We start from the raw sequence: 16109 nt of genomic DNA, 5'->3' as shown, positions 1-16109 counted from the left end.
GTGCCGTACTTCATTGCGCAATAAGCGTAACTGAATACGTCGCGCATCCCCTGACAATGCCCCGCATGACCCGCCTGATCCGCCCGAACATCGAAGCCCTGTCCACGCCCGCAGACACCGACTCTCGGTTCGACAAGCCGGTGCGCGGCTGGCGCCGCAAGCTCTTCACCGTGATCTTCGAGGCCGACACGCCCGCCGGCCTGTGGTTCGACCTGGCATTGATCGCGGTGATCGTGACCAGCGTGCTGGTCGTCATCCTGGACAGCGTGCAGTCGATCCGCGAGCAGTGGCGCCCTCTGTTCAATGCGCTCGAATGGGTGTTCACCATTCTCTTCACGCTGGAGTACATCGCGCGGCTGTGCTGCGTCAACAAGCCGCTGCGCTACGCGCTGAGCTTCTATGGCGTGATCGACCTGCTCGCACTGCTGCCGACCTTTCTCGTGGCCTTCGCGCCCGAGGCGGCCTACCTGATCGACGTGCGCATCCTGCGGCTCTTGCGCGTGTTCCGCATCTTCAAGCTCTCGCGCTATTCGGTGGAGTACCGCGCGCTGGTGTCGGCGGTGGCCTCCAGCCGCCGCAAGATCACGGTGTTCGTGGGCTTCGTGATGCTCGTGGTGCTGGTGATGGGCACGCTGATGTACGTGGTGGAAGGCCCGACGCACGGGTTCACCAGCATTCCTGTCGCCATCTACTGGGCCATCTCCACCATGGCCACGGTCGGCTTCGGCGACCTCGTGCCCAAGACCGACCTGGGTCGCGCGATCGCCTCGGTGATGATGTTGCTGGGCTGGGGCGTGCTGGCCGTGCCCACCGGCATCGTGACTGCCGAGATGACGCGACGCAGCGTCGACGACGACCTGGCGGAACCCATCGCACTGGCCTCGCGCGGCGTGCTTGCGATGGTGGCCGAGCCGACCCCGGGCAAGGCTCCGGCGAAGCGGCTCACGCCGTCGGCCAGACGACGCGCCCTTGCGCAGCATCGCCGAGACGGGCGATGAAGGCTTCGGCCTCGGGTGCGGGCAGCGTGAAGGCAAAGTGCACGTCGCTGCCGTGCTGCACATCCTCCAGCACCGCCCCGATGGCGGCCAGCTCGCGCCGCACCAGGCCCTCGAGCGCGTAGGGCACGGCACATTGCAGGCTGCGTTGCCGCACGAGCGGTACCAGCGTGGCACCGAGCAGGGCCTGCGCCACGGCATCGGTGTAGGCCCGCACGAGACCGCCGGCGCCGAGCTTCACGCCGCCGAAGTAGCGCACCACGGTGGCCAGCACACCTTCGACCTGCTGGTGACGCAGCACTTCGAGCATCGGGCGTCCGGCCGTGCCGCCAGGTTCGCCATCGTCGTTCGCGGCTGACTGGCCGCCGGCCATCAGCGCCCAGCACACGTGCGCGGCCGCAGGATGTTCGGCGCGCAGCGAGGCCACCACCGACAGCGCCGCCGCGCGGTCGGGCACCGGCTGCACGCAGCCGATGAAGCGGCTTTTCTTGATGAGCAGTTCGCTGTGAACCGGCTGCGCGAGCGTGAAGCTCATTCCGACCCGATGTCCGTGCGGTGCAAGGGCGGCGTGCTCAGCCGCCCCGCTCGAACTTGAACACCGCCGTGCTGGCGCGCGCGTTGGGCAGCCAGCGCACGTCGCGGCCGTTCTGCAGGCCGAAGGCGTCGAGCACGCGCAGGTTGTTCTTGCCAGCCAGCACTTCGAAGTCCTTGTAGGTGCCGACGCGGATGTTGGGCGTGTCGTACCACTGGTAGGGCAGGCGGCGCGTCACGGGCATGCGCCCGCGCGCCACGCTCAGGCGGTTGGGCCAGTGCGCGAAGTTGGGAAAGGCAACGATGCCGAAGCGGCCCACGCGCGCGGTCTCGCGCAGCATGACCTCGGCATTGCGCAGGTGCTGCAGCGTGTCGATCTGCAGCACCACGTCGAAGGTGGCGTCGTCGAACATCGCCAGGCCTTCGTCGAGGTTGAGCTGGATCACGTCGACGCCGCGGCGGATGCATTGCAGCACGTTGCCGTCGGCGATCTCCACCCCGTAGCCGGTGCAGCCGCGCTCGCGCTGCAGGAGGTCGAGCAGGCTGCCATCGCCGCAGCCGAGGTCGAGCACGCGCGAGCCCTGAGGCACGAGCTCGGCGATCAGTCGTTGGTGTGCGAGGTCGCTCATGCAACAGTCCCCCCCAGGCTTGCCACTTCGTGTGCTTCGCCACCCCCCCGGGGGCCCGCGCCTTGGGGCGGCCCGGCGGCGCTCAGTTCCTTGGCAACGCGTTCGAAATACGAGCGCACCACGCCCATGTAGCGCACGTCGTCGAGCAGGAAGGCGTCGTGGCCGTGCGGCGCATCGATCTCGGCGTAGCTCACGTTGCGGCGGTTGTCGAGCAGCGCCTTCACGATCTCGCGGCTGCGCGCGGGCGAGAAGCGCCAGTCGGTCTTGAAGCTCACGAGCAGGAACTTGGCCGTGGCCTGCGCGAGCGCGGTGCTGAGCTGGCCGCCGTGGTGGCGCGCGGGGTCGAAGTAGTCGAGCGCGCGGGTGATCAGCAGGTAGGTGTTGGCGTCGAAGTACTCGCTGAACTTGTCGCCCTGGTAGCGCAGGTAGCTTTCGATCTGGAACTCGATGTCCTGCGTGGAGTAGCGGTAGTCGAGCCCCGCCACCTCGCCCTCGACGGCGCTGCGCAGGATGCGCCCGAACTTGGCGTTCATCACGTCGTCGCTCAGGTAGGTGATGTGGCCGATCATTCGCGCGATGCGCAGGCCGCGCTTGGGCACCACGCCGTATTCGTAGAAGTGGCCGCCGTGGAAGTCGGGGTCGGTCACGATGGCGCGGCGCGCCACCTCGTTGAAGGCGATGTTCTCTGCCGTGAGGTTGGGCGCGCTGGCCACCACCACGGCGTGCCGCACGCGGTCGGGGTACTGCAGCGTCCACGACAGCGCCTGCATGCCGCCGAGGCTGCCGCCCATCACGGCTGCGAGCGTCTGGATGCCAAGCGCATCGAGCAGCGCGGCCTGGGCGTCGACCCAGTCTTCGACCGTGACGACCGGGAAGTCGGCGCCGTAGACGCGGCCGGTGGCGGGGTTCACGTGCATCGGCCCGGTCGAGCCGAAGCAGGAGCCGAGGTTGTTGACGCCGATCACGAAGAAGCGGTCGGTGTCCAGCGGCTTGCCCGGCCCCACCATGTTGTCCCACCAGCCCTCGGAGCGGGACTGGCCTTCGTACACGCCCGCGACGTGGTGCGAGGCGTTGAGCGCATGGCACACCAGCACCGCGTTGCTGCGCTCGGCGTTGAGCGTGCCGTAGGTTTCGTAGGCGAGCGTGTAGCCACTGATCGAGGCGCCGCTGCGCAGGGCCAGCGGGCCTGCGAACTGCATCGACTGCGGGGTGACGACCAAAGGTGATGGCGACGACATGAATGAAAAAACCCGGCCTCGCCAAAAACGAGCCGGGTTCGGCAGCCGTCTTTAGCAGAATTTATAAAGCGCCCGCAAGCTGAAGCAAATCGGCGCAGATCGAGTATATCCCCCAGGCTGCGCGCACTTCGTGTCGCTTCTCCAACCCCCTTCGGGGGCAACACCTGCGGCCCGGCAAAGCCGGTTCCGCGGTGTTTCTGGAAGGGATTCTTCCTTCTTTTCCTACCAGCCAATGATCATGATGCCACCCAGCACCAGGAAGATCGCCGCCGAGATGCCGTGCACGAGCTTGATCGGCACGCGCCGCACGATCTTGTCGCCCAGCCACACGACCGGCGCATTGGCCAGCATCATGCCCAGCGTGGTGCCCACGACGACCCAGGCGTAGTCCTGCGTGAAGCGGGCGGCCAGCATGACGGTGGCGATCTGGGTCTTGTCGCCCATCTCGGCCAGGAAGAAGGCGATCACCGTGGTGCCGAAGACGCCGAACTTCGAGACGCCGGGGGCGTCGTCTTCGTCAAGCTTGTCGGGAATCAGCATCCAGACGGCCATCGCGATGAACGAGCCGCCCAGAATCCAGCGCAGCACCTCCGGGCCGAGCCAGCGCGTGATGTAGTTGCCGACCGCGCCGGCCAGCGCGTGGTTGATGACCGTGGCAACAAAAATGCCGAGCACGATCGGCCAGGGTTTCCTGAAGCGCGCGGCCAGAAGAAGGGCCAGGAGTTGGGTCTTGTCGCCCATTTCGGCGAGCGCGACCACGCCCGTTGCAACGAGAAAAGCTTCCATGATGGATGTGGGGTTCCTTGGGCCGAAGGACGCAATTGACCGCACAACACCTTCGGCCATATTCCCGAAGTTGTGCGGTCAAAGGTCTCGCCAGGTGTGTTCACTGCACGCGCCATGTCCTCGTGGGGCAAGGACAAGTCTGTTGACGCGGGCCCTTCTCGCAAGCGGAAGGCGGCTACTCCCCAATGACCTGCAAATTGTAGCCGCATCGTCAATTTCCCCGGCTCAAATATGTAGGCGTGCGCTAACTTCCATCGGTTTCAAAAGTCGCTACCTCAAGACGCAAATTCATGCTTGCTTTTTTGATATTTCACCCATAATGCACGAGCATCCCTCTTGATTTTGGGCGGGAGCACTTCGGTGATCGGTCAGTTTCGCGCGGCTCGGCGGCTCTCGTTTGAGTGATGCTTTCGGGACTCCATCGCTTTTCTTGATGTGTTTATAGGAGTCCCTTGATGGGCAACAAACTCTACGTCGGCAACCTGCCTTACTCGGTGCGCGACGGTGATCTCGAACAGGCCTTTGGCCAGTTCGGCGCAGTGACCAGCGCCAAGGTCATGATGGAGCGCGACACCGGTCGCTCGAAGGGCTTCGGCTTTGTCGAGATGGGCAGTGACGCGGAAGCACAGGCCGCCATCAACGGCATGAACGGCCAGCCCCTGGGTGGTCGCAGCGTTGTCGTCAACGAGGCACGTCCCATGGAAGCACGTCCGCCCCGCAGCGGCGGTGGCGGCTACGGCGGTGGTGGTGGTTATGGCGGCGGTGGTGGCGGAGGCTACGGCGGCGGTGGTGGCGGCTACGGTGGTGGCGGCGGTGGCCGCTCCGGCGGTGGCGGCGGCTACGGCGGCTACGGTGGCGGCGGTGGTCGTTCGGGTGGCGGCGGCGGTGGTGGCGATGGCGGTTTCCGCAGCCCCTACGGCGCAGGTCCCCGTGGCGGTGGCGGCGGTGGTCGCAGCGGCGGTGGCGGCTACGGCGGCGGCAACGGTGGATACTGAACCCCGTTCACTCCTTCGCGTGCCTCACGGCACACAAACACAAAAGGCTCCCTCGGGAGCCTTTTTCTTTGCCTGCGCGCTGTGCCCGCTGTGCAATCGGCAATGACGCTCAGGCTTCGCCGCTGCGCTTCTTGCGCGCCCGGCCCTGCACCGCGCGATCGAGCACGGCGTTGGGCAGCAGGCGCATGACCTTGGCGACCACGCCCATCTGCCACGGAATCACGCGGTAGCTGGTGCCGGCCTCGATGGCGCGCAGCGCCTGGGCCGCGAAGTCTTCGGGCTGCATGAGAAAGGGCATGCCGTAGCGGTTGCCCTGCGTCAGCGGCGTGTCGATGTAGCCCGGGCACAGCGTGACAACCTTCACGCCGCTGTTGCGCAGTTCCCCGCGCAGGCTCTCGCAGTACGCCACCACGCCGGCCTTGCTCGCACAGTAGGCGCCATGCCCCGGCAGCCCGCGGATGGCGGCGACGCTGCCGATGCCCACGAGCCGCCCGCTGCCGCGCTGCACCATGGCCTGCACGAACGGATGGAAGGTGGCGGCCAGCCCCACGTTGTTGACGGCGAAGGTGCGCGCCAGCACGTCGAGGTCCGAGCGATCGGCCGTGTCGATGCCGATGCTGATGCCGGCGTTGGCGATCACCACGTCGGGCACGCCCTGGCGCGCGATGCTGTCGGCACCGGCGGCCACGATGCTGTCGGTGTCCGCCACGTCGGCGCCGTAGACCTGGTAGCGGCCTGCGTCGAGTTGGCGGCCCGTGGCCCAGGTCTCGATCTCTGCCGTGCGACGCGCCACCAGCGCCAGCCGGTAACCCGCGTCATAGAAAGAGGCGGCCAAGGCCTGGCCGATGCCGCTGGAAGCACCGGTGATGAAGACGAGCGGTGCGGCGGCGGTCATGCGTTGATCGTCTCCCGGAAAGTTTGTTCTTGTGCCGGGCCGCTCAGCGCGGCTTGCCCGCCGCGGCCGATGGCACCAGCACGCCGCGCACGCGCCCCGTGAGGTTGGCGACGCCGCTCAGGTTGTCGTAATCGAGCGAGTCGCCGGTGAACTGGTCGCTGCCGCGGATGAGTGTGACCGGCTTGTTCGACTTCACACGCTCGGTGTCGAGGAACGCGTGCAGGAACTCGCCACGGAACTCCAGCCGGGGTGTGGCCTTGCCGCTCGCGCTGACGGCGGGGTCGCGGATCACGATTGCGTTGCCGAACAGCTGGATTTCGCTGCCGTCGGAATTCGACAAGCCGCGGTTCGCAGAGGAACGGGTGACCAGCCCCTCGGGCGACACCGAGCGCATGCGCACCTGGTCGACCTCGATGGTGTCGGTGTCGGGGTAGTGCCGCCCTTCGACGCCGTGCAGTTCGCTGCGCAGGTCGCCGTTGGGCAGGAAGTTCTTGATGACGAAGTCCCGCATGAAGTAGTCGGGCTCGTGTGTGGGCGCGGCCTTGACGGTGGGCTCCAGCAGCTTGGGGGCATTGCGCACCAGCCAGTAGGTGCCCAGCGCCACGCCGAACATCAGGATGATCGGCAGGTAGATGGTGGTGCGGTCGAGCACATCGCGCGTGAGGTTCCAGGCGCGTCGCAGCTGCGGGCTCATGGTCGGGGGCCCAAGGCAGCGTCGAGCAGCGGACGGTACTGCCCGCAGGCCGTCAACAGCAGGTCGCAGAATTCGCGCGCCGCGCCTTCGCCGCCGCGCGCGGTGGTGACATAGCGCGCCACCGCACGCACTTCGACGTGCGCGTTGGCAGGCGCCGCCGCGAAGCCGACGTGGGTCAGCACGGGCAGGTCGGGCCAGTCGTCGCCGATGGCGGCGGCCTGCGCCCAGGTGAAGCCGAGCTGCTTCAGCATGGCCTCGGCGGCCGGCAGCTTGTCTTCGGTGCCGTAGCGCACGTGCTCGATGCCCAGCGCCTCGAGCCGCACGCGCAGCGGCTTGGAGTCGCGCCCGGTGATCACGGCCGGCGTGATGCCGGCCTTGCGCAGCAGCTTGAGGCCGTAGCCGTCCAGGATGCTGAAGCGCTTGAGCGTCTCGCCGTGCTCGGTGAAGTACACGCCGCCGTCGGTCAGCACGCCGTCGATGTCGAAGAAGACGATGCGCACATCTTGCGCGGCCAGCAGGGTCTCGGCCTGGAAGTCGAGCGGCATCAGATGACCTTCGCGCGCATCAGGTCGTTGGTGTTCACCGCGCCGACGATCACCCCCGCGCCGTCGATCACGAACAGGCGCGTGATGCCGCATTGCTCCATGAGTTCGGCCGCCTCCACCGCCAGCGCGTCGACGCGGATGGTGCGCGGGTCGCGGTGCATGATGTCAGCCGCCTTGGGCGTGCGCAGGTCGGCGCCGGCTTCGATCAGGCGGCGCAGGTCGCCGTCGGTGAAGATGCCCAGCGCCCGGCCGTCGGGTTCGACCACCGCGGCGGCGCCGAAGCCCTTGATGCTCATCGCGCGCATCAGCTCGCTGACGGTGGCCGTCGGCGGCACGCAGGGCACCTCGTCGCCGGCGCGCATGACGTCGCTCAGGTGCGTGAGCAGCTTGCGGCCCAGCGCGCCGCCGGGGTGCGAGCGCGCGAAGTCTTCGGAGCCGAAGCCACGCGCGTCGAGCAGGGCCACGGCCAGCGCGTCGCCCATGGCGATCTGCGCGGTGGTGCTCGCGGTGGGTGCGAGGTTCAGCGGGCAGGCTTCCTTGGCAACGCCGGCATCGATCACGATGTCGGCATGGCGCGCCAGGGTGGAATCGGGTCGGCCGGTCATGGCGATCAGCGGCACGCCCTGGCGCTTGACCACCGGCAGCAGCACGGTGAGTTCGTCGACCTCGCCGCTGTTGGAGATGGCCAGCACAAGGTCGACCGCCTTGATCATGCCGAGGTCGCCATGGCTGGCCTCGGCCGGGTGCACGAACATCGCGGGCGTGCCGGTGGAGGCGAGGGTGGCGGCGATCTTGCGGCCGACGTGGCCGCTCTTGCCCATGCCCATCACGACCACGCGGCCGCGCACTTCAAGGATCTTGCGCACGGCCTCGACGAAACTCGGGCCGACGCGGGCCTTCAGGCCGAGAACGGCTTCGGCTTCGATGTCGAATGTGACGCGTGCCCGGGCCAGGATGGCTTCGGGGTCGACCATGGGGGTCGGGGCGGGGCGGGAGCTCATCGCCGGATTTTACGAGGCGGGCGCGGCCGGCGATCACATGGCCCGGCGAAGCCCGGGGGCACGGACATTGCTCTGGTACGTCGGCACGGCGATGGCGAAACATGACGAAAGCGATGCATTCGGCACGAGGGCAAGGCGCAAACCGCAGCGATAGCCGAAGCTATCGCGAGGATTTGCAACGCCGCCCTCGGGTCGAAGGCGCGCTTTCGTGTTTCGCCATCGCCGCGCCGACGTACTAGCATCGGCGCCTATGTCTTCGTTCGATCTCACGCTGTTGTATCTGTTGGCCGCGGTGATCGGCGTGGTGGCCTGCCGGTCGCTGAAGCTGCCGCCGATGCTCGGCTACCTGACGGCCGGCGTGCTCATCGGCCCGCATGCGCTGGCGCTGGCGCAGAACTCCGAAGGCATCCGCCACCTGGGCGAATTCGGCGTGGTGTTCCTGATGTTCGTGATCGGGCTCGAGTTCAGCCTGCCCAAGCTGCGCGCCATGCGCAAGCACGTGTTCGGGCTGGGCCTGCTGCAGGTGCTGCTGACCATGGCGCTGGCCACCGTCGGCGCGCTGCTCATCGCCACGCAGCTGCCGCCCGCCTGGCAGCTGGGGTGGCAGACCACGCTGGCGCTGTCGAGCGCGCTCACCATGAGCAGCACGGCCATCGTGGTCAAGCTGATGGCCGAGCGGCTCGAGCTGGAGAGCGAGCACGGCAAGCGCGTGATGGGCGTGCTGCTGTTCCAGGATTTGGCCGTGGTGCCGCTGCTGGTGCTGATTCCCGCGCTGGGCGCGCCGCCGGAGGCGCTGGCCAAGGCGCTGGGTTTCGCGCTGGTGAAGGCGACCTTCCTCATCGGCGTGCTGCTCTACGGCGGGCCGCGCATCATGCGCTGGTGGCTCACGCTGGTGGCGCGGCGGCGCAGCGAGGAGCTGTTCATCCTGAACGTGCTGCTGATCACGCTGGGCCTGGCCTGGCTCACCGAGCTGGCCGGCCTGAGCCTGGCGCTGGGCGCCTTCATCGCCGGCATGCTGGTGTCGGAGACCGAATACAAGCACCAGGTCGAGACCGACATCCGCCCCTTCCACGACGTGCTGCTGGGGCTGTTCTTCATCACCGTCGGCATGTCGCTCGACTGGCACATCGTGGTCGAGCGCTGGCGGCTTGTGGCCGTGCTGCTGGTGGTGCCGCTGCTGTTCAAGCTGGGGCTGGTGACGGTGCTGGCGCGGGTGCTGGGCGCGACCTCGGGCGTGTCGCTGCGCACCGGCCTGTACCTGGCGCAGGCCGGCGAGTTCGGCTTCGTGCTGCTCACGCTCGCACAAGACCGCAGCCTGCTGCCGCCCTGGCTGGCCAACCCGGTACTGGCGTCGATGGTGCTGTCGATGCTGGCCACGCCGTTCATCGTGATGTACAGCAACGCCATCGTGCGCAAGCTGGTGGCCAGCGACTGGCTGCAGCAGTCGCTGCAGATGACGAGCATCGCGCGCAAGACCATCAACACCGCGCAGCACGTGATCATCTGCGGCTACGGGCGCTGCGGCCAGAACCTGGCGCGCATCCTGGAGCGCGAAGGCATTCCCTACATGGCGCTCGACCTCGACCCCGACCGCGTGCGCCAGGCCGCCGCGGCCGGCGACTCGGTGGTGTTCGGCGACGCGGCGCGGCTGCAGGCATTGATGGCCGCTGGCCTGGCGCGCGCCAGCGCGGTGGTCGTCACCTACCTGGACGTGGGGGGCGCGATGAAGGTGCTGGCCAACACCCGCGCCCACGCGGCGCACGTGCCGGTGATCGTGCGCACCCAGGACGACCACGACCTCGAGAAACTGCAGGCGGCCGGCGCGACCGAGGTGGTGCCAGAGGCCATCGAGGGTTCGCTGATGCTCGCGAGCCACGCGCTGGCACTGGTCGGCGTGCCGATGCGGCGCGTGATCCGCGTGGTGCAGGACCAGCGCGACGCGCGCTACAACCTGCTGCGCGGCTACTTCCACGGCGCCGACGACGACAACGCCGACGAGATCGATCACGAGCGCCTGAACAGCTTCACGCTCACGCCGGGCGCACGCGCCATCGGCCAGACGCTCGGCCGGCTGGCGCTGCCAACGCTGGGCGTGCGCGTGGCCAGCCTGCGTCGCCAGGACGGCCACGCGCGCGTGCTGGCCGACGACACGCTGCTGTCGGACGGCGACACGCTGGTGCTGTCGGGCAAGCCCGCCGCGCTGGCAATTGCCATCGAGCGGCTGCAGAAGGGCTGAGGCTGCCGGCGCAGGCTCAATTCAAGAGCGACGGATTGCGCTTTTCTTCTTCGATGCGCTGCTGACGGCGCACCGCCTCGCACTGCGCGTGCGACCTGTACTCGAGCTTCACGCACTGGGCCGCCATGCATTGCGCCTTGGCGATGAAGTTGCGGTCGCCGCATTGGGCTTGCGGGTCGGCCGGCGGGGCCGGTGTCGCAGGCGCAGGGGCCGGTGCAGCCGCCACGGGCGTCGCAGCGGCGGGGGCCTGGGGCGTGGGTGGGGGAGGTGCCACCGGCTTGCGCGGCTTCGCGGCGGGCGTGGGCTTGGGTGCGGCTTCCGCCAGCTCGGCGGCCGCTTCCGCGGGTGGCGCTTCGGCCACGGGCGGTGCAGGCTCGGTCGCGACCGGCGGTGCTTCGACCACTGGCGGCGTCGCGCCGGGCGCCGGCGCGGCGACAGGAGGCGGTGCCACGGCCGGCTCGGGCGCCTTGGTGCCGGTCCCGTAGCCCAGCCAGCCCGCGACCACCAGCAGCAGCGCGACCGCGAGCAGCCCCAGCCACAACCCGATGCCGCGCGGGCGCAGCACCGGTTCGGGCGGCTTGATGCGCTTGACCTTGATCCGCGTCCTTGGCCGGTCGGCTCGGGGGGAAGGAGGCAAGGACGATGCGGCGCCCCCGCGCCCCGGCGCGACGATCACGGTCTTTTCATCCGCAGGCGGAGGAGGTGGTGGCGGCTCGGGCCTCCAGCCGCTGGACGCGGGCGACGACGCACGCTTCGACTCGGCAGGATCGAACAGCGGCGCGGGAATGGTCGGCGCACGCAACTGGGCCGGTGCGGTGGTGGCCCATTCGCGGTCGGCAGGACGGGGCGCCGGGGGCGGTACGCGGTCGGCGGTCGACAGCCGGCCACCGCAGTTCCTGCAGAAATTGGCACCCTCGCGGTTGTCCGCGTCACAGACCGGGCAGATCAAGGCCATGGCTCACCAGCAATTCTCAGGATCGGAAACGAAGACTTGTTCTTGTTGTTATGCAGCCGCTGGCAGCGAGCCGACAGCAGGCTCAGGTGACGGCCACCCGCTTGGAGCGGTGCGCCATGCGCTTGGCGATCACGGCGCCGAGGGCCATCGCGATGTCCAGCGCCATGTTGGGCTGTCGGTTCGACATCTCGGAGAACCGCACGGCGGTGAGGCGCCACACGCGGCCCGCGCCCGTGACCACCACGTTGGCTGCATGCGGCTCGCGCGAAAAGAACGAGCCTTCGCCCACCACCGAGCCGGGCGACAGCACGGCCAGGCGCATCTGCTCCTTGCTGCTGACGCGGTGCGCGCTGATGGCGCCGCTTTCGACGAAGTACACCGAGCGGTCGTGCGTGCCCTGCGAGATCAGCACGTCGCCGATGGCCGTTTCGATGGGCTGCAAGTAGCCGGCGAGCGTGTCCCACTGCGCGATGCTCAAGGTCAGCGCGAACGCATCGGCGCTCGGGTTCTCCGCGATGGCGCGGCTCAGGTTCTGGATGGACATGTTTTTCTCGACCCCCGCAAGTGAGTCGAAGTATCCGCGAAGGCCCCAGGTTTCGGCTACAAGTGTTTACGTTTTACCGGGAGGCGTGTCGCCATCTGTCGCTATTTCCCGATACAGAAGCGCGAAAAGATGACACCCAGCAGATCCTCCGCACCGAACTCGCCGGTGATCTCGTTGAGCGCGTTCTGCGCCAGCCGCAGCTCCTCGGCGAGCAGGTCGAGCAGCTGTGCTTGCGCTGCCAGGTGGGCGGCCGCCAGCGCAAGGTGCGTCTCGACGCGGGCCAGTGCCTGCACGTGGCGCGCGCGTGCCAGGTAGATGCCTTCGGGCACGGCCTGCCAGCCGGCCATCGCCAGCAACTGGTCGCGCAGCGCCTCGATGCCCGCGCCGGTCTTGGCCGAGAGCGCGATGCCTTCGGACGGCGGTGCGGCCAACGAGGCGGCGTCCTGCTTGTTCCACACATCGAGCACCGGCACGCTCGCCGGCAGCTTGCGCCGCAGGCCGGCCAGGATCTGCGCGTCGGCGGCGGCGTAATCGGGCTGGCCGGCGCGCGTGAGGTCGTGCAGGAACAGCACGGCGTCGGCGCTTTCGATCTGGCCCCAGGCGCGCGCCACGCCGATCTGCTCGACCTCGTCGCTGCTGTCGCGCAGGCCGGCCGTGTCGGCCACGTGCAGCGGCACGCCGTGGATCTGGATGGTCTGTGAGACCACGTCGCGCGTGGTGCCCGCGATGGCGCTCACGATGGCCAGCTCGGCGCCGGCCAGCGCGTTGAGCAGCGAACTCTTGCCGGCATTGGGCTGGCCCGCGATCACCACCTTGATGCCTTCGCGCAGCAACGCCCCTTGTTTGGCACGCAGCTGCACTGCCGCCAGCTGCGCCTGCAGGCGTTGCAGCTGGCCGGTCGCGTCGGCTTTCTGCAGGAAGTCGATCTCTTCCTCGGGGAAGTCGAGCGTGGCCTCGACCAGCATGCGCAGGTGGATCAGCGCGTCGCGCAGCGTATGGATCTCGCGCGAGAACGCGCCCGACAGCGAGCGTCCGGCGCTGCGCGCGGCGGCCTCGGTGCTCGCGTCGATCAGGTCGGCGATGGCCTCGGCCTGGGCCAGGTCGATCTTGCCGTTGAGAAAGGCGCGCTGGCTGAACTCGCCCGGCTCGGCCACGCGCAGGCCGGGCAGGCGCGGGCGGCCGGTGGCCGGATCGATCTCGGCCGCGGCCTCCAGACAGCGCGACAGCAACAACTGCAGCACGACCGGACCACCGTGCGCCTGCAGTTCCAGCACGTCTTCGCCGGTGTAGGAATGCGGCGTCGGAAAGTGGATCGCCAGGCCGTGGTCGACGGGCTCGCCCTGCGCATCGCGAAAGGGCAGGTAGGTGGCTTCGCGCGGCTTGAGCGCGCGGGAGCACAGCGCCTCGACCAGCGGCGCCAGCCGGGCGCCTGACACGCGAACGATGCCGACCGCTCCGCGCCCCGGGGCGGTGGCGATGGCGACGATGGGATCGGAGGTGCGGGCGAGGGTCATGACAGCGCGATTCTTTCAGCAAAAAGCAAAGGGCCGCGAATGCGGCCCTTTGCGGGTGGCGGTGGCCGGCGGGCTTACTTGCCCAGCACGCCCAGTCGCTTGTTGATGAACCACTGCTGCGCGATCGACAGCACGTTGTTCGTGATCCAGTACAGCACCAGGCCGGCCGGGAAGAAGATGAACATCACGCTGAAGGCCAGCGGCATGATCCACATCAGCTTGGCCTGCATCGGATCGGGTGGCGTCGGGTTGAGCCAGGTCTGGAACAGCGACGTGGCCGTCATCACGATCGGCAAGATGTACCAGGGATCGGGTGCCGACAGGTCGGTGATCCAGCCGATCCACGGGGCGTGGCGCATTTCAACGGACGACAGCAGCACCCAGTACAGCGCGATGAACACCGGAATCTGGATCACGATGGGGAAGCAGCCGCCCATCGGATTGACCTTCTCGGTCTTGTAGATCCGCATCATTTCCTGCTGCATTTCCTGCGGCTTGTCCTTCAGCCGCTCGCGCATTTCCATGATCTTCGGGTTGATGGCCTTCATCTTGGCCATGCTGGCGTAGGCCTTGGCGTTGAGCCAGTAGAAGGCCGCCTTCAGCAGCACCACGAGCGCGACGATCGACCAGCCCCAGTTGCCCAGGATGCCGTGCAGCTGCGTGAGCAGCCAGTACAGCGGCTTGGAGATGATCGCGAAGATGCCGTAGTCCTTCACCAGGTCCAGGCCGGGGGCGATGGCTTCGAGCTTCTTTTCTTCTTCGGGGCCGGCGAACAGCGCGCTGTTCACGACCTGCGTGGCGCCCGGGGCGATCTTCGGCAGCGTGGCGACCATGGCCACGGTGAAGAGGTTGTCGCCCAGGTCCTTCACGCGGAATTCGCGACGCAGCTGTTCGCTGGCCGGGTCGCCCTTGAGCAGCCAGGCCGAGGCGAAGTAATGCTGCACCATCGCAATCCAGCCGTCGTTGGCCGGTGGCGGCGGCTCGATCTTGCCCTTGGCGATGTCCTTGAAGTCGAGCTTGTGGAACTTCTTCTCGTTGGTGTACGCGGCCGGGCCCGTGAAGGTGTTGGTGCCGAACATCGTGCCGGCGGCCACGGTGCCGTGGCGCAACAGCTGCATGTACAGCTGCGCGTCGCGCGGCTGGTCGCTCACGTTGACCACTTCGTGGCGCACGCCGATGACGTAGTCGTCACGCTTGAACACGTAGGTCTTGATGTACTTCAGGCCGCCGACCGGGGCGCTTTCGAAGCTCACTTCGAGCGTGTTCTGGCCGTCGGCCATCGCGCGCGGACCGGCCTTGGGCGTCATGGCCGTCAGGTGGTTGGGGAAGGCGTCGCCGGCCACGGGATTCAGCAGGCCGGTTTGCGCGACGTAGCGCGTGGCGGGTGAGCCGTTCTCGAACAGCACGACGCGCTTGGTGCGGTCGGCTTCGTCGAACTTGAGCAGTTCGAGGTGATTGACCGTGGCGCCTTCGCTGTCGATCGTCGCCTTGAACAGGTCGGTGGTCACCACGACCTGCTCGCGCGGCGCGGCCGGAGCCGCCTGCGTCGGCACGGCGCCTGCGGTGCCACCGGCTGCGGCAGCCGCGGTCGGCACGCCGTTGTTGGCGGCGGGCGTACCAGCGGCCGGCGCCGTGACGGCGGGCTTGGTCGACGGCAGGAAGGTCGGCTTGTTGCCGTTGAAGACCTGCCATTGGTCCCACAGCAGCACGAGCGAGAAACCAAAAATCACCCACAGGATCGTGCGGCGGATATCGTTCATGACGAAGACTTCTTGTCGGAGGAGAGAAGAGACGAAAACAGCGATCCTGACTTGTCAGTGCGACGCTGTGATTTCGGTGGAACCGGATCGTGGCCGCCCTGGCACCAGGGCTGGCAGCGCGCGATGCGGTGCAGCGTCAGGTAGCTGCCCTTGAGCGCGCCATGCACTTCCAGCGCCTCGATCGAATACACGGAGCAGGTCGGCGTGAAGCGGCACGACTGCCCGAGCCAGGGGCTCAGCAGCAGGCGGTAGCCCTTCACGAGGCCGATCAGCAGGCGTTTCATGTGGAGGCGGGTGCGCGGGAGGCGGCCGGTGCCGGCGGACGCGCGGCGCGCGCCAGCAGCTGCTGGAGCTCGGCGCGCACGGCAGCCTTGAGCTTGTCCGAGGAAGCGCTCACGAACACCTTGCGATCGAAACCGGCGCGCAGGCGCACCACGTGCGCGGCACGCGGCAAAGCGACGCCAGGCGCGGCGCTCACGGTGTAGATCTGGCGCTTGATGGCGTTGCGCGTCACCGCGCGGCGCGCCCAGCGCTTGGGCACCATGGCGCCCAGCCAGACCTCATCGGACGGGAACAGCGAAGCGGCACCCGATGCAGAAACATCGAGCGCACAGCGGTGCAATGCGAAATGGGCAGTGCGCGCCACGGTGGCACCTGCGAGGACGGCCTGGAATTGCGCGCGGGTCTTGAGCCGCTGCAAGGAAGCCGGACCGCGTACGTCGCTGCTGGCGGGGCCAGGCGCAGAGGCTGCAGGAGCCTGCGCGGACGTGTCGGCGGCTGACAACGGCAGG

The 16109-nt window shown here is 68.1% G+C and carries 17 protein-coding genes and 1 riboswitch; of the genes, 3 read left to right on the top strand and 14 right to left on the bottom strand.

From position 1 onward, the window contains the following. The first annotated feature begins 65 nt into the window (after positions 1 to 65). Positions 66 to 998 (top strand): ion transporter, encoded by a 933-nt coding sequence (locus tag ASD34_RS07305; RefSeq protein WP_056574948.1) that lies wholly within the window; start codon positions 66 to 68, stop codon positions 996 to 998. Here the strand turns inward: ASD34_RS07305 and ASD34_RS07300 are convergent. From ASD34_RS07300 to ASD34_RS07285, 4 genes are all read right to left on the bottom strand, one after another. Continuing rightward, positions 943 to 1530 (bottom strand): IMPACT family protein, encoded by a 588-nt coding sequence (locus ASD34_RS07300; protein WP_056574946.1) that lies wholly within the window; start codon positions 1528 to 1530, stop codon positions 943 to 945. The genes ASD34_RS07305 and ASD34_RS07300 overlap by 56 nt on opposite strands. A 37-nt stretch (positions 1531 to 1567) precedes the next feature. After that, positions 1568 to 2155: a methionine biosynthesis protein MetW gene (metW, locus tag ASD34_RS07295; protein ID WP_056574945.1), complete on the bottom strand. Its 588-nt coding sequence runs from the start codon at positions 2153 to 2155 to the stop codon at positions 1568 to 1570. Beyond that, positions 2152 to 3393 (bottom strand): homoserine O-succinyltransferase MetX, encoded by a 1242-nt coding sequence (metX, locus tag ASD34_RS07290; RefSeq protein WP_235509996.1) that lies wholly within the window; start codon positions 3391 to 3393, stop codon positions 2152 to 2154. The genes metW and metX overlap by 4 nt, the downstream gene beginning before the upstream one ends. Positions 3394 to 3615: 222 nt before the next feature. Next, positions 3616 to 4179 carry a TMEM165/GDT1 family protein gene (locus tag ASD34_RS07285; RefSeq protein WP_056574942.1) on the bottom strand — a complete coding sequence of 188 codons (564 nt, stop codon included), beginning with the start codon at positions 4177 to 4179 and terminating at the stop codon, positions 3616 to 3618. Positions 4180 to 4196: 17 nt separating this feature from the next. Continuing rightward, positions 4197 to 4375, bottom strand: a riboswitch (yybP-ykoY riboswitch). Positions 4376 to 4634: 259 nt separating this feature from the next. On the opposite strand from ASD34_RS07285, the gene ASD34_RS07280 reads away from it, so the two are divergent. Then, a complete protein-coding gene (locus ASD34_RS07280; protein WP_056574939.1) occupies positions 4635 to 5174 on the top strand; it encodes an RNA recognition motif domain-containing protein in 540 nt (179 codons plus the stop codon). Positions 5175 to 5283: 109 nt separating this feature from the next. Here ASD34_RS07280 and ASD34_RS07275 read toward each other — a convergent pair whose 3' ends face one another. From ASD34_RS07275 to ASD34_RS07260, 4 genes are read right to left on the bottom strand one after another with little or no spacing between them, the layout of a single operon-like run. After that, positions 5284 to 6069 carry an SDR family oxidoreductase gene (locus ASD34_RS07275; RefSeq protein ID WP_056574936.1) on the bottom strand — a complete coding sequence of 262 codons (786 nt, stop codon included), beginning with the start codon at positions 6067 to 6069 and terminating at the stop codon, positions 5284 to 5286. Between the two features lie 43 nt (positions 6070 to 6112). Next, entirely contained in the window at positions 6113 to 6763 is a 651-nt protein-coding gene (gene lptC, locus ASD34_RS07270) for an LPS export ABC transporter periplasmic protein LptC (protein ID WP_056574934.1), read from the bottom strand. Then, positions 6760 to 7308: a KdsC family phosphatase gene (locus ASD34_RS07265; protein WP_056574931.1), complete on the bottom strand. Its 549-nt coding sequence runs from the start codon at positions 7306 to 7308 to the stop codon at positions 6760 to 6762. The genes lptC and ASD34_RS07265 overlap by 4 nt, the downstream gene beginning before the upstream one ends. Then, positions 7308 to 8309 carry a KpsF/GutQ family sugar-phosphate isomerase gene (locus ASD34_RS07260; protein ID WP_056574928.1) on the bottom strand — a complete coding sequence of 334 codons (1002 nt, stop codon included), beginning with the start codon at positions 8307 to 8309 and terminating at the stop codon, positions 7308 to 7310. The genes ASD34_RS07265 and ASD34_RS07260 overlap by 1 nt, the downstream gene beginning before the upstream one ends. 250 nt (positions 8310 to 8559) lie before the next feature. On the opposite strand from ASD34_RS07260, the gene ASD34_RS07255 reads away from it, so the two are divergent. Next, complete coding sequence (locus tag ASD34_RS07255; protein ID WP_056574925.1) at positions 8560 to 10545, top strand: monovalent cation:proton antiporter family protein; 1986 nt, start codon at positions 8560 to 8562, stop codon at positions 10543 to 10545. A gap of 16 nt (positions 10546 to 10561) precedes the next feature. On the opposite strand, the gene ASD34_RS07250 is transcribed toward ASD34_RS07255, so the two are convergent. The 6 genes from ASD34_RS07250 to ASD34_RS07225 all read right to left on the bottom strand — a co-directional run bounded on the left by ASD34_RS07250 (position 10562) and on the right by ASD34_RS07225 (position 16018). After that, complete coding sequence (locus tag ASD34_RS07250) at positions 10562 to 11500, bottom strand: zinc ribbon domain-containing protein (RefSeq protein WP_056574922.1); 939 nt, start codon at positions 11498 to 11500, stop codon at positions 10562 to 10564. Positions 11501 to 11582: 82 nt separating this feature from the next. Continuing rightward, complete coding sequence (locus tag ASD34_RS07245) at positions 11583 to 12044, bottom strand: Crp/Fnr family transcriptional regulator (RefSeq protein ID WP_056574919.1); 462 nt, start codon at positions 12042 to 12044, stop codon at positions 11583 to 11585. A 101-nt stretch (positions 12045 to 12145) separates the two neighbouring features. Continuing rightward, the gene (mnmE, locus tag ASD34_RS07240) at positions 12146 to 13558 is read right to left on the bottom strand and encodes a tRNA uridine-5-carboxymethylaminomethyl(34) synthesis GTPase MnmE (protein ID WP_056574915.1); all 1413 of its coding nucleotides are present in this window, start codon (positions 13556 to 13558) and stop codon (positions 12146 to 12148) included. A 74-nt stretch (positions 13559 to 13632) separates the two neighbouring features. Next, the gene (yidC, locus tag ASD34_RS07235) at positions 13633 to 15318 is read right to left on the bottom strand and encodes a membrane protein insertase YidC (RefSeq protein ID WP_056574912.1); all 1686 of its coding nucleotides are present in this window, start codon (positions 15316 to 15318) and stop codon (positions 13633 to 13635) included. After that, on the bottom strand, positions 15315 to 15602 hold the full coding sequence (gene yidD / locus ASD34_RS07230; RefSeq protein WP_056574909.1) for a membrane protein insertion efficiency factor YidD: 288 nt from the start codon (positions 15600 to 15602) through the stop codon (positions 15315 to 15317). The genes yidC and yidD overlap by 4 nt, the downstream gene beginning before the upstream one ends. Further along, on the bottom strand, positions 15599 to 16018 hold the full coding sequence (locus ASD34_RS07225) for a ribonuclease P protein component (RefSeq protein WP_056574906.1): 420 nt from the start codon (positions 16016 to 16018) through the stop codon (positions 15599 to 15601). The genes yidD and ASD34_RS07225 overlap by 4 nt, the downstream gene beginning before the upstream one ends. Between the last annotated feature and the right edge of the window lie 91 nt (positions 16019 to 16109).

The sequence above is a fragment of the Variovorax sp. Root473 genome, from assembly GCF_001426505.1.
In the GTDB taxonomy this organism is placed as follows: domain Bacteria; phylum Pseudomonadota; class Gammaproteobacteria; order Burkholderiales; family Burkholderiaceae_C; genus Variovorax.
Note: the sequence above shows the minus strand (reverse complement) of the source record. Positions and strands in the feature narration are given on the sequence as shown.